The following is a 21,721-nucleotide window of genomic DNA, read 5'->3' as shown; positions in this document are numbered from 1 at the left end:
ATGACGACGACCACTACGCCTGCCACGGCAGGCCCGCAGCCCTTTACGCTGCCACGCAAGCCTCACTACGTTACGCTGGCCGCCGACTGCGATTTCTTCGCACTATTCCAGAAAATTGAACGCCAGTTTGATACTTGCTACATGCTGGAGTCCCTGGGTGAAGATAGCCATATAGCGCGCCACTCGATCATTGGCTTTGATCCCGAGTACACGCTGTACGCTAACGGCAATACGCTGACGATTGAAGACCGTGATGGCAATGCCAGCCACTACCCAAGCGATAACCCTTACGAGCTGCTGCGCAGCCTAATCCCGCAAAATATCATTTCCCGTAAATATGCTGGCGGGCTAAGTGGTTATCTTGGCTATGATGCCATGCACTATTTTGAGCCGTCACTAACGCTAAAAACCAGTGATGACTTCGACACTTTCAGGTTTGGGCTTTATAAAGACGGCTTGATTCTCGACAAGATGACAGGGGAAGTTACCTACTTCTACTACGACAATAGCCGCTATGAATTTCTGCAAACGCTGATCGATGCAGAGGATGAGCCAGCAGGCCCGCTGCATATCACCGCTCTCGGCGATACCATGAGCCAGGCAGAGCACGCCGAAGCGGTGGCCAAGGTGAAGCAGGATATTGTCGATGGCAAGGTATTCCAGTGTGAGGTTGGTTTCAAAAAGCGCTTTAGTATTAAAGGCGATACGCTGGCACTGTATGACCAGATGCGCACCATTAACCCCTCGCCGCAGATGTACTACGTCAAATTTGGTGAGCAGAAACTAATCGGTGCCAGCCCCGAGCTGCTGTTCCGGCTACGCCAGGGCGAGATGGAAACCTTCCCGCTGGCAGGCACCACCACCCGGGGCCAGACGCCACAAGAAGATACCCAACTGGCACGCGCGTTGCTGAACGACCCCAAAGAGATCGCTGAACACAATATGATTGTGGATCTGCATCGCAACGATATTGGCCGCGTGGCGCAATTTGGGACGGTTAAAGTGCGCAGCCTGATGGATATTAAGCGCTTTAGTCATGTTCAACATATTTCTAGTGAAATCGTCGGCATTATTGCCGAGGGTGAGGATATGTTTAGCGCCCTGGCCAGCAACTTTCCGGCGGGAACATTAACAGGCGCGCCAAAAATCGAAGCAATGAAAATTATCGACGATCTGGAAATCGACGGACGAGGCCCCTACGGAGGCGCGGTGGGCCAGTTCTCCTTTAACGGCGACTGCACCTTTGCAATACCGATTCGTACAGTATTCGTGAACGGCGAGCATGCTTACGTACAAACCTGTGGTGGTAACGTGTTCGATAGTAACGCTGCTGATGAGTATGAAGAGATTCGCCGCAAATTTGCCGGTACTCGCAAAGCCTTAGCCCCCTTTATGGAGACGGACATGGAGAGCCAAGCATGAAGGTACTTATCATCGATAATTACGACTCTTTCACCTATAACCTCTACCAGTTTATCGGTGAGATTTTAACCACGGAGAAGAATCGCGGCGCTCTGCCCCACTTTGAAATTATTGTTAAGCGCAACGATCAGGTGGATTTTAAAGCGATAGAGGCAATAGCCCCTGACCGAATCATTATCTCTCCTGGTCCAGGCTCGCCGGATGACCCACGCTACTTCGGTGTTTGCGCTGAAGTCATCGAAAAACTCGGCAAAACCACCCCATTGCTGGGGGTTTGCTTGGGCATGCAGGGCATTGTGCACGTCTTCGGCGGCAAGGTGGTGAAAGCGCCACTACCCATGCATGGCAAGATCAGTCCAATCAACCACAATAACGCATCGGTGTTTAACGGCGTGCCCGACCAACTCGAGGTAATGCGCTACCACTCGCTGATTGCCGATGCAGCTACCCTACCCGAGTGCCTGGAAGTGACCGCAGCGGTAGGTGCCCTGGAAGCTGACAATTTCGAGCAGCGCAGCCGCTGGCCAGCACTGGCAGAGTTTGAACTAATGGGTGTTAAACATCGGGAGTACCCCATTCATGGCATTCAATTCCACCCGGAATCGTTTGCCACTGAAGGCGGCAAAGAGCTGATAGCTAACTTTCTGTTTGCGCCTAACGCATGAAACCATGATCAGTCGGTTTTTCAGAATTTATACCCGCCCGCTAAACAGCTAACGGCTAAAGCTATCAAAGAGAGACACCACTCCCCACAAAATCGCTAAATTTAGCGCTACCGTGAGCCAGTAAACCAGCCGGAAGGGTGTTTTTTGGGTTTTATGCCGTAAGTGTTGTTGTGCCAGCCAGGCTCCAGGCCACCCCCCGGCTAAAGAGAGCAGGTGCAGTGATTTCTCGCTCACACGCCGGCGCTTTCTAATAGCCGCCTTTTTATCGACAGCGTAAGTGATATAAGCAGCAACGCTGACAACAACATAAAAAGCGGCTATTAGAATCAGCATCGAGTCGCTCGGAACAGGTGGTAGACGAAACAAGCAGCATTAACTCCACAGGCAGCGGCGGTGAAGAACCGAAGCAACGGCTACTTGCGCCGCTGTGAAGGCTTACCACCAGCCACAGGCTTGCCACGACCAACACGGCCTTTACCCACGGTTTTAGCGCTAGCTTTGCCTTTTACATTGGGCTTTCCAGCGGCTTTGGCCTTGAGATTAGGCTTGCCACTAGCATCAGCTTTGGCATTCGGTCCTGTGCGGACTTTCCCACTGGCAACTCTCTTTCCCTTGGAAACGGGCTTTTCTCCAGCGGCTTTAGCGCCAGGTTTAGCTGGCTTATGATGAGTTTTAGCTGCCGATTTACCTGGCTTTCCAGTGTTTGAACGCGAATTATAATTAGGCCTTGCGGGTTTAGCCTTCTCGGGAGCTGCTTCTGAGCTTTCAGTTAAAGCGATAATGGTATTGATCTCTTTGGGTGTGAGATCACGCCAGTCGCCCAGGGCTAAACCTTTTAACGCCACATTCATAATACGAGTACGAATAAGCTGGGTGACCTCATAGCCGAAGTATTCGCACATACGGCGGATTTGACGATTTAGCCCCTGAACCAGGGTAATAGTGAATACGAAGGTGGACTCTTTTTGTACCTTACAGCGCTTTGTCACTTGTCCAAGAATCGGTACGCCACTTTGCATGCCGTTGACAAATTCATCGGTGATCGGTTTGTTCACCGTCACCAGATACTCTTTTTCGTGATTGTTATTAGCGCGCAGAATCTTATTAACCAAATCACCGTTATTGGTTAAAAAAATCAGCCCTTCGGAGTCTTTATCGAGTCGGCCAATGGGAAAGATACGTGTGCCGTGCTTAACGAATTCGACAATATTATCTTTTTCACTGGACTCCGTGGTACTCACAATGCCCACCGGCTTATTCAGCGCGATAAGCACCAAGTCTTCCTCTTCCTGAGGTTCAATTTCCTGGCCATTGACCTTAACCAGGTCCCCCGCCACTACCTGATCACCAGTAGTGGCACGGCGACCATTAATCCACACGTTGCCCTGCTCTACAAAACGGTCAGCTTCACGGCGAGAGCACATTCCACTTTCACTAATGTACTTATTGATACGGGTAGATTTTCGTAATGACATAAAACGCCATATGGCTAAAAGAGGGTAAATAAAGGTTTAAAAAGAGGAGCCAGGTTGCTGTAAAAAAGCCAGCTCTTCGTCACTAGAAGCCCGTCCCAGCAGCGCATTACGGTGCGGATAACGCCCAAAACGATCAATAATCGCCTTGTGACGGACTTCAAAATCAAGATTATTCTCTAACCCCGGCTGGTCAAATAGCTGCATTGCCAACTCATGAATAGCAGCAGACTCACTATGCATATAGGGCATATAGAGGAACACCCGCTGGTCAATGGCCAGCTCTGCATCTGCTCCAGCGGCTACCGCCTCCTGAGCAAGCGCCAAGGCTAACGCATCATTTGCGAAGGAGCGCGGGTCGTCCCGGTAAATGTTTCGTGAGAACTGATCCAGTACGATAATTTCAGCCAACCGACCCTGCGCAGTGCCTCGCCACTCGTAACATTCACAGGCAGCGGCACTCTTCAGCAACTGACTAAACCGCTGGGCAATTTGCTGATCTAGCGCGGTATCTTTTTTAAACCACTGCGCTGGTGTCAACTCATTAAACCAGAATGTGAGTACCGACTGAGCATCCATTGTCATTGTTTCCCCTCCTTACTTGTAAGGTCTTAACAGCGCCGCCACTTTTGCTAGCGGCGCTGGTGGGTCAGGCCCGATTAGCCAGTATTACGTAGACCTGCCGCAATACCCGCCATGGTGACCATTAGCGCCCTCGACAAATCGGCACTAATCGCCCCATCAGCATCGCGGTTACGCTGTAAAAGCTCTGCCTGTAAACCGTGTAGCGGATCTATATAGGGGTTACGCACATCGATTGCCTGGCGAATCAGTGGCGTGTTCTCGAGCAGTTTCTCTTGCTGCAGGATATCCAGCACCACATTTTCAAGCCGCTCAAAGCGCTCGCGCAGCTTTTTGCCCAACTCTTTAAGTGAGGGTTCATCCACCAGACGGTGCTCATAATACGCCGCGATGGCCACGTCCGCCTTGGCTAGCAGCATCTCAAGCATGTCGAGATAAGTGCCAAAGAATGGCCACTGGCTACGCATTTCTTGCAACACTTCCCGACCACCAGGCTGTTCCAAGCGCTGCGAAAAGGCCTCGCCACTACCTAACCAAGCGGGCAGCATTAAGCGAATTTGTGTCCAGGCAAAGATCCATGGAATGGCGCGCAAGGTTTCCACACCACCATCCTGACGGCGCTTGGTGGGCCGTGAGCCAAGCGGCAACCTGCCTAATGCTCCTTCGGGTGTAACTGCACGGAAATACGGCACAAAGTCCGGGTCTTCTCGCACCACACCTACATATGCCGCGTGCCCAACCTTCGCGAGCTGATCCATTTCTTCGCGCCAATGTGGCTCAGGTGCCGGCGGCGGCAGCAGCGTCGCTTCCAGTACGGCGCAGGCATAAATTTCCATAGAGCGCAGGGCAATATCCGGCTGACCGAACTTAAAGCGTATCATCTCACCCTGTTCAGTCACCCGAAGACTGCCGTTTACAGAACCGGGGGGTTGAGAAAGAATCGCCGCGTGGGCCGGGCCGCCGCCACGACCAACGGTACCACCACGACCATGGAACAGTGTTAAGTCAACGCCGTGCTTGTCACACACGTTAACTAGTGCTTCTTGGGCGCGGTATTGCGCCCAGGCGGCGGCTAACTGACCGGCATCTTTAGCAGAGTCTGAATAGCCAATCATAACTTCTTGGCGGTCGTTGGTTAGCGCACGGTAGCCCGGCAGCGCCAGCAACTGATCAATCACCCCCCCTGCATGGTCAAGGTCATTCAGGGTTTCAAACAGCGGCGCGATAGGCAGCGTGACTTGCCCACCCACTTCTTTCATTAGAAGCGCAACCGTTAGCACATCTGACGGCTGGCCGGCCATCGATATTATGTAGGTACCCAGTGCCTCTGCGTGCTCTTGAGCAATCACCTTGAAGGTATCAAGCACTTCGCGGGACTCTGCCGAGCACTCCCAGCGACGTGGAATCAGCGGGCGGCGTGACTCCAGCTCCGACAGCAGGAACTCCTGGCGCTGAGTCTCACTCCACTCCTGGTAGTGGCCAAGCCCCAGAGAGTGGGTAAGCTCTTCCATCACTTGGGCGTGGCGACTGGCCTCTTGGCGTAGATCCAGCTTAGTTAGCGTGACACCAAATACGGCCACTCGGCGCAGTGTATCCAGCAGCGCACCGTTGGCGATGGTGTCTAGCCCTACATCGCACAGTGAGCGATAGCACGCCAGCAACGGTGCATAGAGCTGATCGCGGGTCTCAATAATCGGGCCACCATCAAAATTGCGCCCATCCAGCGCAGCTTTTGCCCAATCACGCGTGGCTTCCATCTTGGTCAAGAGGCGCTTCAGTAACTCGCGGTAGGGTTCAGCAACATCCCCTACTTCGGCGCGTAAAGCGCTATTGGCCTTCCACATGGAAAGCTCAGTTTTTAGTTGTTCCAGGTCCCGCAGATAAAGATCAGCCGCCATCCAACGGCCTAACAGCAGCACTTCCTGGGTGACTTTTGCGGTTACATTGGGATTGCCATCCCGGTCACCACCCATCCATGAAGCGTAGCGAATAGGCGCTGCATCGAGAGGTAGGCGCTCACCGGCAGTATCCAGCAGCAAGCAATCCAAATCCCGGTGGAAATCAGGTACCGCTTGCCACAGCGAGTTTTCAATAACCGCAAAGCCCCATTTCGCTTCGTCCACTGGCGTTGGCCGCTCGTGGCGAATTTCATCAGTGTGCCAGGCTTGGCTAATTAGCTCTTCCAGTCTTCCCTGGGCACGTGCGCCGCGCTCAGGATAATCTTCAGAGCTTTCGATAGCGGTTAGGCACTCATCAATGGCGTCATACTTCTGAATCAGCGTGCGGCGAATAACTTCGGTTGGGTGTGCAGTCAGTACCAGCTCAACACGCATGTTGGCTAAGGTTTCTACCAGCTTGCGGGGCGAGTTACCGGCCTGCTGAGCACGGCGTAGCAGCTCTCCCAGCACCGGCTGCGAACCCGGCTTGTAATCTTCCACTCGGCGAAAGCGCGCCCGATAGTGCTGCTCGGCAATATTGGCAAGGTTTAAGAACTGGTTGAACGCGCGGGTGACGGGCAACAGATCTCGCTCGGGGAGCTGGCGTAAATACTCAATCAACTGGCGCTGCTGCAGTGAATCACCCTGTCGCCCCCGCTTGGCATGGGCACGAATGGTTTCGATCTTATCAACAAAAGACTGGCCTAAATCGTCAGCGATAGTACGCCCTAGGCTATCGCCCAGGATGCGCACATTATCGCGCAGCGATTCGTGTAGGTCGTGACTCATTGGCATGGCCTCCTTGCGGGGTCGCGTTGATGTATATTAAGAAGTTATATGTTGTTCTTGGGCTTTAGCGGCTTGCCAGTGGCTTTCCATCTCATCCAGCGAGGCCTCATTTAAAGGGCGCTCGGCCGTGGCAAGCGCATGCTCAACGTAGCGAAAGCGGCGCTCAAATTTACTATTAGTCGTACGCAAGCACTGTTCAGGGTCAGCCCCTAATGTGCGTGCTAAATTGGTGACCGCAAATAGCAGGTCGCCGACTTCTTCTTGGGCGTGCTGAAGATCGCCAGCGGCAAGGGCTTCTTCAACTTCACCCAGCTCTTCATGGATCTTAGCCAGTACACCAGCGGCATCCGGCCAATCAAAGCCGACCCGGGCCACTCGCTTAGACAACTTAGCCGCCCGGCTAAGCGCGGGCAGCGTGCGTGGCACATCGTCTAATATCGATGGTGCACGCTGTGCCCGTTCGGCGCGCTCATCGGCCTTTAGCGACTCCCAACGAGTATTAACCTGCTGGGTTTGAACATCTTTGGCACTAATGCCGGGCGGACGCCGCGAATCTAATGTGCCATCGGGAAAGACATGGGGATGACGGCGCAGCATCTTGGCGGTAAGCGTATCGACAATATCGTTAAAGTCGAAGCGCTGCTCCTCCGCGCCGAATTGAGCGTAGTAGACCACTTGAAAGAGCAGATCACCTAACTCGCCGGGTAGCTCATCGAAAGCGCGCCGCTCAATGGCATCGGCCACCTCATAGGCCTCTTCTATCGTGTGGGGCACAATGCTGTCCCAGCTCTGTTTAATATCCCACGGGCAGCCCTGCTCAGTATCACGCAGCACTGCCATTAAGGTGAGTAAGTCATCCAGGCTATGGCGCATTAAGCCCCTCCTTTGCGGGCGCTTTTGGTTGGGTCTGCATTACGCAAGCGACGCACCTCAGTCACATTTGGCAACTGCTGAATACGCGAGAATAACCGCCCCAAGGACTCTAAACCATCCACTTCCAGGGTAATGCGCAGCCGTGCAATACCTTCATCGGTATCGGTGAGGGTATTCACAGCCAGTACGTTGACCTTCTCATTGCCTAGCAACCCTGTAACATCGCGCAGCAGGCCTGAGCGGTCCCAGGCTTGAATCTCGATAGTGACCGGATAGCGGGTGTGAGCGCGCTCCCCCCACTCCACCTCGATAATGCGCTGAGGCTCTTCCATGCGCAATTGGAGAATGTTGGTGCAGTCCTGGCGGTGCACCGTGACTCCCCGCCCCTGGGTAATAAACCCGACGATGGGCTCACCCGGCACCGGGCGACAGCAGTTGGCCATGCTGGTTTTCAGGTTACCAACGCCAAGCACTGTAATATCACTTTGGGTTGCTTTGCTTGGTTGACGACGCGGCTTGGCCAGCAGACGATCGAGCTGCTCTTGATCATCGGTCTCACCAAATAGTTGCTGAGCCTGGTGAAGTACCTGACCAATTCGCAGATCGCCAGCACCAAGTGCCGCATACATATCGTCAGCATTTTGGTAATTAACGGCCTTGGCCAGTTGAGCAAGATCTAACCCTTCAACATCCAAGCGGCGCATTTCCCGCTCAAATAGAGTACGTCCTTCATCCAGGTTCTGATCTCTGGCTTGGTATTTAAACCACGCTTGAATTTTGGCCCGGGCGCGGGAAGTCCGCACATAACCCAAGCTAGGGTTGAGCCAATCGCGGCTGGGGCCGCCTTTCGTAGCAGTCAGTATCTCGATCTGCTGGCCAGTCTTCAGTTTGTAAGTAAGCGGTACAATACGGCCATTAATTTTGGCGCCACGGCAGCGATGTCCAATCTCGGTATGTACCCGGTAGGCGAAATCAATCGGTGTCGCAATACGCGGTAAGTCGATCACGTGGCCATCCGGCGTAAACACGTAGATGCGATCAGGGGCGACATCACTTGAAAGCCCTTCGCGCAGGTCCCCAAAGCCACCCACTTCGTCTTGCCACTCCAGCACTTGACGTAGCCATGCAATTTTCTCTTCATAGCTACGGCTTTTAGCGTTGGTATCGTGACCCTTGTAGCGCCAGTGGGCACAAACACCCAGTTCTGCTTCGTCGTGCATGGCAAAGGTACGGATTTGAATCTCCAATACCTTATTTTCCGGACCCATCACTGCGGTATGCAGCGACTGGTAGCCATTTTTCTTAGGGTTGGCGATGTAGTCATCAAACTCGTTGGGCACATGGTGCCAGCGCGAGTGGACTATCCCTAACACGGTATAGCAGTCGGTCACTTCCGGCACCAGAATGCGCACCGCACGCACATCATGCACTTGAGAGAAATCAATCCGTTTGCGCTTCATTTTGCGCCAAATGGAGTAAATATGCTTGGCCCGGCCGCTCACGTCATAACGCAGAATGTTTTGAGCTTCCATCAAGCTTTTTAGCGTTTCCACAACGTCATGGATATAGCGGTCTCGATCCAAACGTTTTTCGGCCAGCAACTTGGCAATCGCTTTATAGTCATCTTCATGCAGATAACGGAATGAGAGGTCTTCAAGCTCCCATTTGATTTGGCCAATACCTAAGCGGTGGGCAAGTGGTGCATAGATATCAGCGACTTCACGGGCCACTTGCAGGCACTTTTCTCGGGGGGCATCTTTTACTTGGCGTAGAGCGCAGGTGCGCTCAGCAATTTTAATTAACGCAACGCGTACGTCCCCCACCATATTCACCAGCATTTTGCGCAGGTTTTCCTGCTGATTATGCTGGCTCATGCCGTGGTTTGGTGCCAGTGGGTAACTAATGGCGGCCATCTGTAAAACGCCATCAATGAGCGTAGCGACCTCATCACCAAAGCGCTTGGTTACTGCCTCAAGACTCAGCAAACCTTCGCGTACTGAGCGATAGAGCACGGCGGCCTCAAGGGTGGGCTGGTCCAGCTTGAGTTCGGCAAGAATGTCTGCCATTTCAAGCCCCATGCGGAAACTTGAACCTGGAGAGAGCCATACTCGGTGAGAATTTGGCGCATCTTGCTCCAGTTGATCGGCAAGCGAGCACGCTTGCAGTAACCGTTCAGGTTCAGGTAGGCGCACATCCTCTTGAAGGCGCGTTAACCATTGTTGTATGTCCACCTTACCGCTTTCTGTTAGCGGCTGGTCTTCACGCACTTTCACCATGACAATGACTCATCCTTTCTGGGCGACGACCTCTACGCAAACGTCATCGAGGCTTGATGCAATGGGCAAACTAGCCCGCGTATTCAAACAGCATCAGCGTTTCCATGTGGGCAGTGTGCAGGAACATATCCGCCACTGCTACTTGCTTGATGCAGTACCCCGCATGCACAAGGTGTGCCGCATCTCGGGCAAGTGTTGCTGGATCACAGGAAATATAGGCGACTTTAGCAATCCTGTGACGCCCCAAGGCTTGGCAGATAGCTTCTGCCCCACTGCGTGGAGGGTCCAGCACCAACGCGTCTATCTGCTGGCTGCTTAGCAGCTCTTGGACCACCTTGGCATCGCTTAAATTCGCCTGCTGGGCACTTACGTCAAGCTGGTTAAGGCTAGCATTAGCCACAATACGTTCAACCATTGCTGGATTGCCCTCTACAGCATGCACTTTTGCACCAGCCGCTGCTAACGGCAGGCTAAAATTGCCAATCCCTGCGAACAAATCCATCAATGGCTGCCCATGCCTGGGCGATAACCATGCTACCACCTGAGCCACCATTTTTTGGTTGACCTCAGCGTTTACCTGCAAAAAATCTCCAGGCGAAAACTGTAATGCTATGGCTGCCTCCTTATGAGAGCCAGCCGCCATAACATGTGCTTCCTGCGCCCTATTTTGCTCACTACCGATTTGCTCACTACCTATTTGTTCAATGCCTATTGGTTCAATACCAAGCGCGGCGAACGTTAGCGTTTCCATCAACTGCGGCGCCGCACCATACCAGTGCAGCACTGGGGATTCACGCCCTAACCACGCCCCTAAACTGACGTGCTGCTGCTTAGCAAAGGCCTGCCAACGTGCGCTATCCTGGACGTGCTCCTTTAACTGACGAACGAGTACCACCACAGTCTCTGCTGTCGCGATAAGCTCAATATGGCCAACCTGCCGTGGCGCTTCCAGGCTCGTTAATAGCTGCTTTAAAGGGGCCATAAGCGCCTGCAACTCCGGCACTAATACATAACACTGCTGGATGTCTACTAAACGATGGCTGTGAGAAGCACGAAACCCTAGCAGCACCTTGCCATTGCCATCGACTTTAACCCCTAACCGCGCACGACGACGATAGCTTTCACGACTGCCATTAAGAGCCGTAATCGCGCCCAATTCAATGCCCTGGCGTGCCATTAGCTCACTCACTACATCGCGTTTGTGAGCACGCTGGGCGCCAATCTCAAGATGCTGAAGATCGCAGCCACCGCATTGGCCGAAATGAAGACATGGCGGGGCTACCCGTACCGACGAGGAGGTTAGCAACGCTTTGGTATGCGCTTCATCAAAACGTTTTCGTGTTACGTGGACTCCAACCTCTACATGCTCACCGGGCAGCGCTTGGCTAACAAATACCGTTTTACCCGCCGCGTTATGCGCCACACCGCGCCCATCATGAGCTAAACGCTCAATGACCAATGGCGCGGAAGCATGCGTTGCATCCCTGTTAGTGGCACTCTTCGGCTGCTGCGTCTTACCACTAGGTGTACGCGCCAATCCAGAGTTCCCGGACGCAGGGCGGGGGGGCCGCCGCTTACCCAACATAGCCATTTAAATCTCCGGGGCAAATAGGCCTGTTGAGAGGTAGCGATCACCACGATCACAGACGATAAACACGATGACCGCATTCTCCGTTTGCTCAGCGATACGTAGCGCCCCCGCCAAACTTCCACCAGACGAAACCCCGGCCAAAATGCCCTCTTCCCTGGCTAAGCGGCGCATATGAATCTCTGCTTCCTGCTGCCCTATATCCAGCGTAACATCCACCCGCGGCGCCTCAAAAATGGCCGGTAGATACTCCTGAGGCCAACGCCGAATGCCTGGAATGCTGGCACCATCAGCGGGTTGCAAGCCAACGATTTGAACCGCCTCATTCTGCTCTTTGAGGTAACGAGAAACACCCATAATGGTGCCAGTGGTTCCCATAGAGCTTACAAAATGTGTCACTTCTCCGCCGGTTTGACGCCAAACCTCAGGCCCAGTTGTACGGTAGTGCGCTAGAGGGTTATCCGGGTTGGCAAACTGGTTTAACGGCTTACCCTCCCCCCTGGCGATCATCGCATCAGCGATATCACGCGCTTCCTCCATACCCCCTTCCTTGCTGGCGGAAATAAGCGTCGCGCCATATGCGGCCATTGCTTGCTTCCGCTCAGCAGAGGCACTCTCAGGCATGACCAGCACCATGTTGTAGCCTTTTATAGCGGCGGCCATCGCCAGCGCGATCCCTGTATTACCAGACGTAGCTTCGATTAAAGTATCGCCCGGCGCGATTTCTCCACGGGCCTCTGCCTCACCCAGCATAGAGAGTGCGGGTCGATCCTTGACCGACCCAGCGGGGTTATTCCCTTCTAGCTTGGCAAGTAGCGTATTGTTGCGGCCAGCGGTAATTCGCTTTAAGCGTACCAAGGGCGTGTTGCCAACCACATCTTCTAACGTGGGATAATTCATCGTACGTTCCTTATGGTAACCGTTATGCTGCATTATATCGGTGCTGCCGGTGAGTGGACAGGCAACCTCATTGAATCAACGAGCTTCTCTTATGTCTTTAAACACGCGCTTGCTGTTTGCGTTACTAGGATTCCCGCTACTGGTCTATGCCTTGATGGCCATCTTATTGGTGACACAAAGTGATATGACTGGCCGTGAGGTACTCAAAGAACGCCTTATCAGCGCCGGGGAGCTCATTGCCCCTAGCCTGGGTGATGCCATGGCGGATGGCGACTTACAGCGACTTGAAGATATTGCCCGGCAGCTCCTAGAGCACCGCGGCTTAAGCTCGGTGACGCTATTCGATGAGCAGGGTAATCGCCTTTTAGTGCTGGGACGCTCTATGACACCTCCCCCTCGCTTACATGCGCCGGATACCATATCAGTAACCAAAGAAGAGGATGTATGGCGCCTGCAAGCTCCTTTAACAACGCTGTCCAGCCACAGCACAAGCCGTGAGGGCAACGGCTGGCTGGAAGCCGAAATAGATTCTCGAACACTCACACTAGAGCACTACAAGCAGATCGCCAGCTTAAGTTTGGGCGGCATGTTGCTAGGGCTGCTACTGTTCTTGCTCGCCTACGCGATTAGTCGTTACGTTACCCGCCCAATCGAGGAGGCTAACCAGGCGCTTTATCGTCTATCCCGTGGCGATTATCGACTCTTTTTAACTGCAGCAAAGCCGAACGAACTTCAGCAACTCGCCATGCACATTAATAGCCTAGCAGAGCACTTCCAGCAGGCTCAACGCGACTTACAGAACCAAATTGAGCAAGCCACCAGCGAACTTCAAGAATCCATGGAGACAATTGAAGAACAGAATATCAAGCTGGACCTTGCACACCGGAGTGCACTGCGTGCTAACGCCGTAAAATCAGAATTTTTGGCTAATATGAGCCATGAAATTCGCACACCGCTTAATGGCATTATTGGCTTTTGCCGCTTATTAGGGCGTTCCACTCTGGATGCCCGACAACAGGAGTGGCTAGAACACGTCCACCGAGCATGCGATAACCTGCTCATGCTGGTTAACGATGTGCTTGATTTCTCGAAACTTGAGGCTGACAGACTCACCCTTGAAGAGGTGGAAATCGATATGGTAGCGCTAGTCGATGAAGTCGTCGGCCTTCACGCACCTGAAGCCCAGCGTAAACGGCTTCACTTGGTCGCCATGGTTTATGATGACGTGCCTACGCCTCTTTGCGGCGACCCTCTTCGTATCCATCAGGTACTTAGCAATCTAATTAGCAATGCCCTCAAGTTCACCGCTAAGGGAGAGGTGATTGTCCGCGCAATGTTGGACAATCAGGAAGGTCAGCACGTAGTACTGCATATCAGTGTTAGTGACACGGGCATAGGCTTAAGCGAGGAGCAGCAACAGCAGTTGTTTAACGCATTTTCCCAGGCCGAGCCTAGCCATTCGCGCCAATTTGGCGGCAGCGGCCTTGGCTTAACCATTTGCCGACAATTGATTGAACGTATGGGTGGGGAGATCAGCGTCAGCAGTGAACTTAATTGCGGCGCTACATTCTCCTTTACACTCCCCCTGCTGGCACACCTGGCCGATGAACGACTACCAGAAATCACGTTAGACGGCCCAACCGTTCGTATCCATGAGCCTCATCAACCTACTCGACACGTACTTGAGCACCTTCTGGGGCGCTGGGGAGCCGTGCCGGTTACCTTCACAGAAGCAGAAGCCGAGGAGTTACTAATTCTGGGATTAGAGAGCGAGGATTTTATCGGTGACCGTAAGATTTACTGGCAGTCAATCATTGAACAAGCGCCTTGTCCTACCTTGATATTAGCTAATACCACCAGCCTAGATTTACCTCATTGGCCGCTACCCCACGGCGGTGAAATGCTTTGCAAACCATTTACCCGTGCCCAGTTAGTCACCACTCTCAAGCAGTTATTACAACCTCGCCAAACACTGCCCGCCCATGCGCCAGAACACCCCTCACCCTCATCTGTGCTGACCATTCTCATTGTGGATGACAACTCACCTAACCGTGAGCTTTTAAAGGCGATGCTTGAAAATGAGCAGATCACTATTGCCCTCGCCGCCAGCGGCCAAGAGGCAATTGAGTATGCTCGCCAGTGTCAAGCTGACCTAGTGCTCATGGATATTCGCATGCCGGGGATGAATGGCGTTCAAACCACCAAGGCACTTCGTCGTATAAATAACAGCTGGGCACGCTGCCCGATTGTTGCTGTCACGGCGCATGCCCTAAGCAGCGAACGACAGCAATGGCTGGCAGAAGGCCTTGACGATGTACTGATAAAACCAATTGATGAAGCGCAGCTACAGCAGCTCTTGCAACGTTACCTTGGCACAAGCCCACTCATCAAGCAGACACCTATTAATACAAAACCTTTACCTCCAGCGCCGACCGCACCACCAGGCAAACTGCAGGTTATCGACTTGGTGCTGGGCACACGTTTGGCTGGAGGAAAAGAGCATCTGGCAAGAGAGCAATTAAAGCGCCTCATCGACAGCCTAGCGGAAAGCGAGCGGGAAATGCGTGGCGCCCATGCTGAGCAGGATTTAACGGCATTACTGGACTCGGTGCATAGCTTGAACGGCGCCAGCCGTTACTGTGGCGCCCCTGAGCTGGCCTTGCTTGTTGAAACTCTGGAAACACGTCTACGCACAAGCGGTTTGCGCCATGCAGAGGACTTACTTAATGATTTATATGAAGCAATGGGGCGCTTGCAGTCACAACGAAATACGCTATGACCCTCAGCGCTCCAAAATAACAAACGCGATGGCATAATCCGCCTCATCGCTAAGCGTCACATGAGTCGTCGAGGCACCGCTTGCCTGAAACAAGCGCAATGCCTCACCGCTTAGCGCTAGGCTTGGTTTACCCAACTGATCATTAACGACTTGTATATCACCCCACTGCATGCCACTACGTAGACCAAGCCCAAGAGCCTTAACAAAGGCCTCTTTGGCGGCGAAACGCTTAGCCAAATAGGCCACCGACTCGCCTTTCTGACACCATATCGCTTGCTCTTGCGGCCCTAAAATACGCGCAGCAAAACGAGGCCCGTGGCGTTGGACAGCACGTGCGAAGCGCTCAACCCGTGCAATATCAGAACCAATACCCACAATCATCGCTTAACACTCACGGTCATCGGCTAATGCCCACAGCAGCCATTGTGTTGGTGCTCATCTCCATGTTCGTGTTCATGGGCATCTAACGCCGCCATCAAGCCTGCCTCCTGACCTGCAATGATCAGCCTTTTCATCTCTTGCACGGCCTCTTTTAGCCCCACAAATAGCGCTCTAGCAATAATGGCATGACCAATGTTCAGTTCGTTAACACCGGGTAGTGCAGCAATGGCTTCTACATTGTGATAGTGCAAACCATGTCCTGCATTAACTACTAACCCTAAAGAAACCGCCTGCACGGCAGCTGCACTCAATCGGTTATATTCTGCATTAGCTTCCTCACTACCAGGCTTCGCTTCGGCGTAGGCACCAGTGTGCAGTTCGATAGTCGGCGCCCCTGCTCGCTTCGCGGCGTCAACCTGAGCTTCATCTGGATCAATAAATAGCGAAACATCGCAACCTATTGCATTAAGTCGCTGACAAGCGCTAGCAATTTGATCAAAGCCACCCACCACGTCCAAACCACCTTCGGTAGTCAGCTCTTCACGCTTTTCTGGCACTAAGCACACATGCGCTGGGCGCACTTCTTCGGCCAGCGCCAGCATCTCTTCGGTCACTGCCATCTCTAAGTTCATTCGCGTATTGAGCACTTCGGCCAATAAACGAACATCCCTAGGCTGAATATGGCGACGATCTTCACGTAAATGCACCGTAATACCGTCAGCCCCAGCCTCTTCGGCTAATAATGCCGCTTGAACCGGGTCTGGGTAGCGAGTGCCGCGCGCTTGGCGTAACGTCGCAATATGATCAATGTTAACGCCTAATAAAATTCGCGGGGGATGCATAACGTGTCTCCAATAATAAACAGCAGAGTAACTGTTAAGAGTATTGCCGAAAAACGTACTATTTAACGCTGTCGACGACGCGCTAAGTCGAGCATTAGCTCTCGGGAGCGCAGCGCCGTTGTCCCTAAATGAGGCGCAAGCGATGCACGCATGACGCCTTTGAGCGCGTTTGCTAAGCTCATAGACTCCCAGTCACCTTGCTCAATATAGCGTAAAGTGCGCCCTTCAATCCCCTGCTCAGAGGGCAGAAAGGCGCGGCTAATCGCATCGAAGCGGTAGCGTGCTTGAGGGTCTAGAGGTCTACCTTCTGGGGTGCAAAAGCGGGGGGTAGCTTCTAATACTTCCAAAAGCGCCCACTCAAAACGCCGTAGCGCCAAACCACGCTCAACAGGTATTGGCAACGCCTCAAGTAATGCGCTGTAAAACGCAAAAACATCTTGGGCAGCAAGTTCCAGGGGCAATAGTCGAGTGGCGATCTCATTGGCGTAAAGACCACAAAGTAGCCCCTCTCCTGCCAATAGCGCTGTTTGCCCCCGAGACTCCATCATGGTTAGCCGTTTAAGCTCTCGCTCACCCCGCCAAGATACAAATAGTGGAGTGAACGGCTGCAACCGCTGACGAGATTTGGAGCCAGGCCGTTGACCACCGTGCGCAACCGCTCGAATACGTCCGTGATGGAGTGTTAATAGATCCACCAACGCACTGGTCTCACGGTAAGACCTACGATGCAATAAAAATGCAGGCTCTGCCGACATCGCAGTGCTCAATCGAGATCGTAGCCCAAACTTTTCAGTGCCCGCTCATCATCCGACCAGCCACGCTTTACTTTCACCCACAGGTTAAGCATTACTTTCGTGCCCAGTGCCCGCTCCATATCTAAACGCGCCTCACGACCAATACTCTTGATTCGGTCGCCATTTTCACCGATCAGAATTACTTTCTGCCCCTGACGCTCAACGAGAATCAGTGCGCTAATGTGGGTCACTCGCTCAGTCTCGCGAAACTCTTCAATTTCCACGGTCATTTGATACGGCAGCTCATCTCCCAACTGGCGCATGACCTTTTCACGCACCAACTCAGCCGCCATAAAGCGCAAGCTCTTGTCGGTGATTTGGTCTTCTGGGAAAAAGTGGATACTTTCTGGCAGGTGCTTAGCGACCTCTTCTTCAAGCGTATCTACCTGGGTGCCATGCTTGGCAGAAATAGGCACTACAGCCGCAAACTCACGACGCGCACCCACCTCGGCCAACCAGGGCAACAGATCACTTTTATCATTAAGGCGATCAACTTTATTAACCGCCAAAATAACCGGCGCTTTCACATGCTCCAGACGCTTTAAGACCGCTTGATCTTCATCGGTCCAGCGAGTACGGTCGATGATAAATACAACGCAATCGACATCTCGCAGCGCCTGGGTGGCCGCCTGGTTCATAAAGCGATTAATAGCCTTATTACGGTCTTTGGACATGATGTGCATGCCCGGCGTATCAACGTAAATAAACTGGGTCTCATCAACCGTCTTAATCCCCATCACCTGATGGCGCGTGGTTTGCGGCCGCCGGGAGGTGATAGAGATTTTCTGCCCTAGAATTCGATTCATGAGGGTTGATTTGCCTACGTTGGGCCGACCAACGATGGCCACGAATCCGCAGGTTTGGCTCATGATTTGTCTCCAGGATGTTTTTCAAGGTAGGAAAGGGCTTCTTCAGCTGCCTGCTGTTCAGCATGGCGACGGCTAGGACCTTTACCAGTGGTATGCTCGCTTAGTAGATCAATGTAGCACTCCACGGTAAAGGTCTGGGCATGCGCCTCCCCCTTTACTGAGACCACTTCATAGCGCGGCAACGCCGATTGGCGCGACTGCAAAAATTCTTGTAAGCGTGTTTTCGGGTCTTTCTGGGTGTCTTGCAACGAAATACTCTCAAGTCGTTCAGCGTACCAAGCCAGCACACGTTCACGCACTGCATCCATGCCAGCATCGAGATAAATCGCCCCAATGACGGCCTCAACAGCATCTGCCAAAATCGACTCTCGGCGATGCCCACCGCTTTTCATTTCACCTGAGCCTAGCCGTAAACACTCACCAAACGACATCTCACGTGCCAGCTCCGCTAGCGTTTGCCCCTTCACTAAACGAGCTCGCAAACGGGACAGTTGCCCCTCTCTCGCCTGGGGAAACCGGTGGAACAGCGCTTCAGCAATGACAAAATTGACAATAGAGTCGCCTAGAAATTCCAGGCGCTCATTGTTACGCCCACCGTAACTACGGTGGGTCATAGCCAGTTCCAAAAGCGAATCGTCGCCAAAGGTATGGCCGATTCGTCGGCAAAAAGCGGTTAAGGAATTACTCACAGCGCTCCTACGTCATTGACGTTAACTAAGATAACCACACTATTGGTTTTCAAAATCATTGGTTTTCAAAATAATCGGTTTTCAACATAACCGGCTTTAATACAAGCAGCCTAAGTATAAGTAACCGAAAATACAAATAGCTTCCAATATAAACAACTTTATTCAATACGACGTACGCTGGTAAAGCTGGGTAACCCGCCATCCCAGTGCATCCATACCGCAAAGGCGCGTCCAACGATGTTTTCTTCTGGTACAAAGCCCCAGAAGCGACTGTCGTTGGAGTGGTCACGATTGTCTCCCATCGTGAAGTAGTGGCCTTCTGGCACCACGATTTCGCGCATTTGCGGACCAGGCTCGCGGGGGTTGTTGTAAATATAGTGGCTAACGCTACCTAGGCGCTCTTCTAACAATAGCTGCTGAGGAGAGAGTTCAGGACGCTCCTCAATTAACGTTTTAGCAACCGGTTCGCCGTTAATATATAGCTGTTTGCCTTCATAACGCACGCGGTCACCAGGCACCCCCACTACCCGCTTGATGAAGTTGACTGACGGCTCATCAGGAAAGCGAAATACCATGACATCGCCTCGCTCAGGGTCATCCACTTCGAGGAAGCGATTATGCACCACGGGTAACCGCAATCCGTAAGCGAATTTATTCACAAGAATAAAATCACCCACTTCAAGAGTCGGCTTCATAGAGCCCGAGGGGATCTGAAACGGCTCAATGATAAAACTGCGAACCACCAAAACCACTAGCAGCACGGGGAAAAACGAGCGCGAGTAGTCGACCGGCCATGGCTCTTTTAAAAGCGTTTCTCGTGTGGATGCATCCAAGCCTTCCGCGGTTGCCGCTTCAGCGGTGGCAACTCTTTCACGTCGTTTAGGGCGAAGCCAAAGCACATCCAGTAAATAGATGGCTCCAGATATAGCAACAGCAAGTACCAGTAATAATGAAAAGTCCATGGGGGGTGAGTATCCCTAGTCGTTAACCTTGAGCACAGCAAGGAAGGCATCCTGGGGAATTTCAACACGCCCCACCTGTTTCATCCGTTTCTTACCGGCTTTCTGTTTCTCAAGCAGTTTCTTTTTACGGCTCACATCACCGCCATAACATTTGGCGGTAACATTTTTGCGAAGCGCTTTCACTGTTGAGCGTGCTACTACCTGACCACCAATTGCCGCCTGGATGGCTACATCAAACATCTGACGCGGAATCAGCTCTTTCATCTTTTCGACCAGTAGGCGGCCACGGTTATGTGCATGATCACGATGAATGATGACTGCCAGCGCATCGACCTTATCACCGTTAATTAGCACATCCAGGCGCACCAACTTAGCCGCCTCAAAGCGCTCGAAGTTGTACTCCAAAGACGCATAGCCCCGGGAGATGGACTTTAAGCGATCGAAGAAATCCATCACTACTTCCGACATAGGCAGTTCGTAAGTCAGTTGGATTTGATTACCCAGGAACTGCATATCCAACTGAGTGCCACGGCGCTGCTCGCATTCAGCGATAACGTTACCCACATACTCCTGGGGAACCAGAATGCTCGCGCGGACGATAGGCTCACGCATTTCGTCCACATCCGCCATATCCGGCAGTTTGGAGGGGTTGGAAACGTACTTCACATCGCCATTTTTCATGGCAAGCTCATAAACTACGGTTGGCGCGGTGGTGAGCAGGTCGAGATCATACTCGCGTTCAAGGCGCTCTTGTATGATTTCCATGTGCAGGGTGCCAAGAAAACCGACCCGGAAACCAAAGCCAAGGGCATCGGAGTTTTCTGGCTCATACTCTAGAGAGGCGTCGTTTAGTGCCAGCTTTTCAAGCGCATCGCGAAAGTCTTCATAATCATCGGCACTAACGGGGAACATGCCCGCGTATACCTGAGGTTTTACTTTCTGGAAGCCTGGCAGACGAGGTACATCTGGAGTTTTAGTATGAGTAATGGTATCGCCCACTGGCGCACCATGAATCTCTTTAATACCTGCGACGATAAACCCTACTTCTCCTGCACGCAGAATATTGGTCTCTTTACGCAGCGGCGTAAAAATCCCCACTTCAGTAGCGCTCCAATCCCTGCCCGTTGACTTAATGCGAATTTTTTCGCCTTTGCGCAGGGTGCCGTCAAACAGCCGTACCAGAGAGACAACGCCCAGGTAGTTATCAAACCAGGAGTCGATAATCAACGCTTGCAACGGCGCATCAGGATCACCTTTGGGAGGCGGAATATCACGTACCAATCGTTCCAGCAGGGCATCTATTCCAATCCCACTTTTCGCCGATACCTGGCAAGCATCAGTGGCGTCTAGGCCAATAATTTCTTCGACCTCCTGAGCGACCCGATCAGGGTCTGCCTGAGGCAGATCGATTTTATTCAATACTGGCAGTACTTCTAGGCCCTGCTCAATAGCGGTGTAACAGTTGGCTACGGATTGAGCCTCGACACCTTGGGCAGCATCCACAACTAACAATGCACCCTCACAGGCATAAAGCGAGCGGGATACCTCGTAAGAGAAGTCCACATGGCCTGGGGTGTCGATGAAGTTGAGCTGATACACCTCGCCATCTTGCGCGGTGTAATCGAGGGTTACCGACTGAGCCTTGATAGTGATGCCACGCTCGCGCTCAATATCCATGGAGTCGAGCACCTGCTCCTTTAGCTCGCGCGAGGTCAAGCCACCACAGGTTTGAATCAAACGATCAGAGAGCGTCGATTTACCGTGGTCAATGTGGGCAATAATGGAGAAATTGCGTATATGCTTGAGCTTTCCGCTGGATACGTCATGAGACATCGAATGTGTTCTGCCTTATTGGTGCGCAAGCAGTGGTTAGTCAGCACCAGCCCCTGAGCCAGAAGGGT

18 protein-coding genes are annotated in these 21,721 nt (G+C 52.7%); 3 read left to right on the top strand and 15 right to left on the bottom strand.

The genetic code is table 11. From position 1 onward, the window contains the following. On the top strand, positions 1 to 1,422 hold the full coding sequence (locus CPA45_RS00920; protein ID WP_096649474.1) for an anthranilate synthase component I family protein: 1,422 nt from the start codon (positions 1 to 3) through the stop codon (positions 1,420 to 1,422). Continuing rightward, positions 1,419 to 2,087 carry an anthranilate synthase component II gene (locus tag CPA45_RS00915; RefSeq protein WP_096649472.1) on the top strand — a complete coding sequence of 223 codons (669 nt, stop codon included), beginning with the start codon at positions 1,419 to 1,421 and terminating at the stop codon, positions 2,085 to 2,087. Before CPA45_RS00920 ends, CPA45_RS00915 begins: the two co-directional genes overlap by 4 nt. Before the next feature lie 48 nt (positions 2,088 to 2,135). On the opposite strand, the gene CPA45_RS00910 is transcribed toward CPA45_RS00915, so the two are convergent. The 8 genes from CPA45_RS00910 to cysM form a co-directional block, all read right to left on the bottom strand. Next, entirely contained in the window at positions 2,136 to 2,420 is a 285-nt protein-coding gene (locus CPA45_RS00910) for a DUF1294 domain-containing protein (protein ID WP_096649470.1), read from the bottom strand. Between the two features lie 80 nt (positions 2,421 to 2,500). Beyond that, positions 2,501 to 3,562, bottom strand: coding sequence for a 23S rRNA pseudouridine(2604) synthase RluF (gene rluF, locus CPA45_RS00905; protein ID WP_096649468.1), 1,062 nt, complete (start codon positions 3,560 to 3,562; stop codon positions 2,501 to 2,503). A 36-nt stretch (positions 3,563 to 3,598) separates the two neighbouring features. After that, positions 3,599 to 4,144, bottom strand: a complete 546-nt coding sequence (locus CPA45_RS00900; protein ID WP_096649466.1) for a DUF924 family protein — start codon at positions 4,142 to 4,144, stop codon at positions 3,599 to 3,601. 74 nt (positions 4,145 to 4,218) lie between these two features. Further along, the gene (gene ppc / locus CPA45_RS00895) at positions 4,219 to 6,867 is read right to left on the bottom strand and encodes a phosphoenolpyruvate carboxylase (protein WP_096649464.1); all 2,649 of its coding nucleotides are present in this window, start codon (positions 6,865 to 6,867) and stop codon (positions 4,219 to 4,221) included. 36 nt (positions 6,868 to 6,903) lie between these two features. After that, positions 6,904 to 7,740: a nucleoside triphosphate pyrophosphohydrolase gene (mazG, locus tag CPA45_RS00890; protein ID WP_096649462.1), complete on the bottom strand. Its 837-nt coding sequence runs from the start codon at positions 7,738 to 7,740 to the stop codon at positions 6,904 to 6,906. Then, positions 7,740 to 10,016: a GTP diphosphokinase gene (gene relA, locus CPA45_RS00885; protein ID WP_096649460.1), complete on the bottom strand. Its 2,277-nt coding sequence runs from the start codon at positions 10,014 to 10,016 to the stop codon at positions 7,740 to 7,742. The genes mazG and relA overlap by 1 nt, the downstream gene beginning before the upstream one ends. Before the next feature lie 70 nt (positions 10,017 to 10,086). Next, the gene (locus CPA45_RS00880; protein ID WP_096649458.1) at positions 10,087 to 11,607 is read right to left on the bottom strand and encodes a TRAM domain-containing protein; all 1,521 of its coding nucleotides are present in this window, start codon (positions 11,605 to 11,607) and stop codon (positions 10,087 to 10,089) included. Beyond that, the gene (gene cysM, locus CPA45_RS00875; protein ID WP_096649456.1) at positions 11,608 to 12,504 is read right to left on the bottom strand and encodes a cysteine synthase CysM; all 897 of its coding nucleotides are present in this window, start codon (positions 12,502 to 12,504) and stop codon (positions 11,608 to 11,610) included. Positions 12,505 to 12,595: 91 nt separating this feature from the next. Between cysM and CPA45_RS00870 the strand changes: the two genes are divergently transcribed. Next, on the top strand, positions 12,596 to 15,283 hold the full coding sequence (locus CPA45_RS00870) for an ATP-binding protein (RefSeq protein ID WP_096649454.1): 2,688 nt from the start codon (positions 12,596 to 12,598) through the stop codon (positions 15,281 to 15,283). A gap of 3 nt (positions 15,284 to 15,286) precedes the next feature. On the opposite strand, the gene acpS is transcribed toward CPA45_RS00870, so the two are convergent. The 7 genes from acpS to lepA all read right to left on the bottom strand — a co-directional run bounded on the left by acpS (position 15,287) and on the right by lepA (position 21,653). Further along, on the bottom strand, positions 15,287 to 15,664 hold the full coding sequence (acpS, locus tag CPA45_RS00865) for a holo-ACP synthase (protein ID WP_096649452.1): 378 nt from the start codon (positions 15,662 to 15,664) through the stop codon (positions 15,287 to 15,289). 23 nt (positions 15,665 to 15,687) lie between these two features. Then, on the bottom strand, positions 15,688 to 16,506 hold the full coding sequence (pdxJ, locus tag CPA45_RS00860) for a pyridoxine 5'-phosphate synthase (RefSeq protein ID WP_096649450.1): 819 nt from the start codon (positions 16,504 to 16,506) through the stop codon (positions 15,688 to 15,690). 62 nt (positions 16,507 to 16,568) lie between these two features. Beyond that, entirely contained in the window at positions 16,569 to 17,261 is a 693-nt protein-coding gene (recO, locus tag CPA45_RS00855) for a DNA repair protein RecO (protein WP_096649448.1), read from the bottom strand. Positions 17,262 to 17,269: 8 nt separating this feature from the next. Further along, positions 17,270 to 18,169, bottom strand: a complete 900-nt coding sequence (gene era, locus CPA45_RS00850; RefSeq protein WP_096649446.1) for a GTPase Era — start codon at positions 18,167 to 18,169, stop codon at positions 17,270 to 17,272. Continuing rightward, positions 18,166 to 18,858 carry a ribonuclease III gene (rnc, locus tag CPA45_RS00845; RefSeq protein WP_078087287.1) on the bottom strand — a complete coding sequence of 231 codons (693 nt, stop codon included), beginning with the start codon at positions 18,856 to 18,858 and terminating at the stop codon, positions 18,166 to 18,168. The genes era and rnc overlap by 4 nt, the downstream gene beginning before the upstream one ends. A 158-nt stretch (positions 18,859 to 19,016) precedes the next feature. After that, a complete protein-coding gene (gene lepB, locus CPA45_RS00840) occupies positions 19,017 to 19,820 on the bottom strand; it encodes a signal peptidase I (protein ID WP_096649444.1) in 804 nt (267 codons plus the stop codon). Between the two features lie 15 nt (positions 19,821 to 19,835). Further along, positions 19,836 to 21,653, bottom strand: a complete 1,818-nt coding sequence (gene lepA / locus CPA45_RS00835) for a translation elongation factor 4 (RefSeq protein ID WP_096649442.1) — start codon at positions 21,651 to 21,653, stop codon at positions 19,836 to 19,838. Positions 21,654 to 21,721: the final 68 nt, after the last annotated feature.

This window comes from Vreelandella nigrificans (genome assembly GCF_002374315.1).
Lineage (GTDB): Bacteria > Pseudomonadota > Gammaproteobacteria > Pseudomonadales > Halomonadaceae > Vreelandella > Vreelandella nigrificans.
The sequence above is the reverse complement of the archived record's forward strand: the minus strand, read 5'-3'. Positions and strand labels throughout refer to the sequence as shown.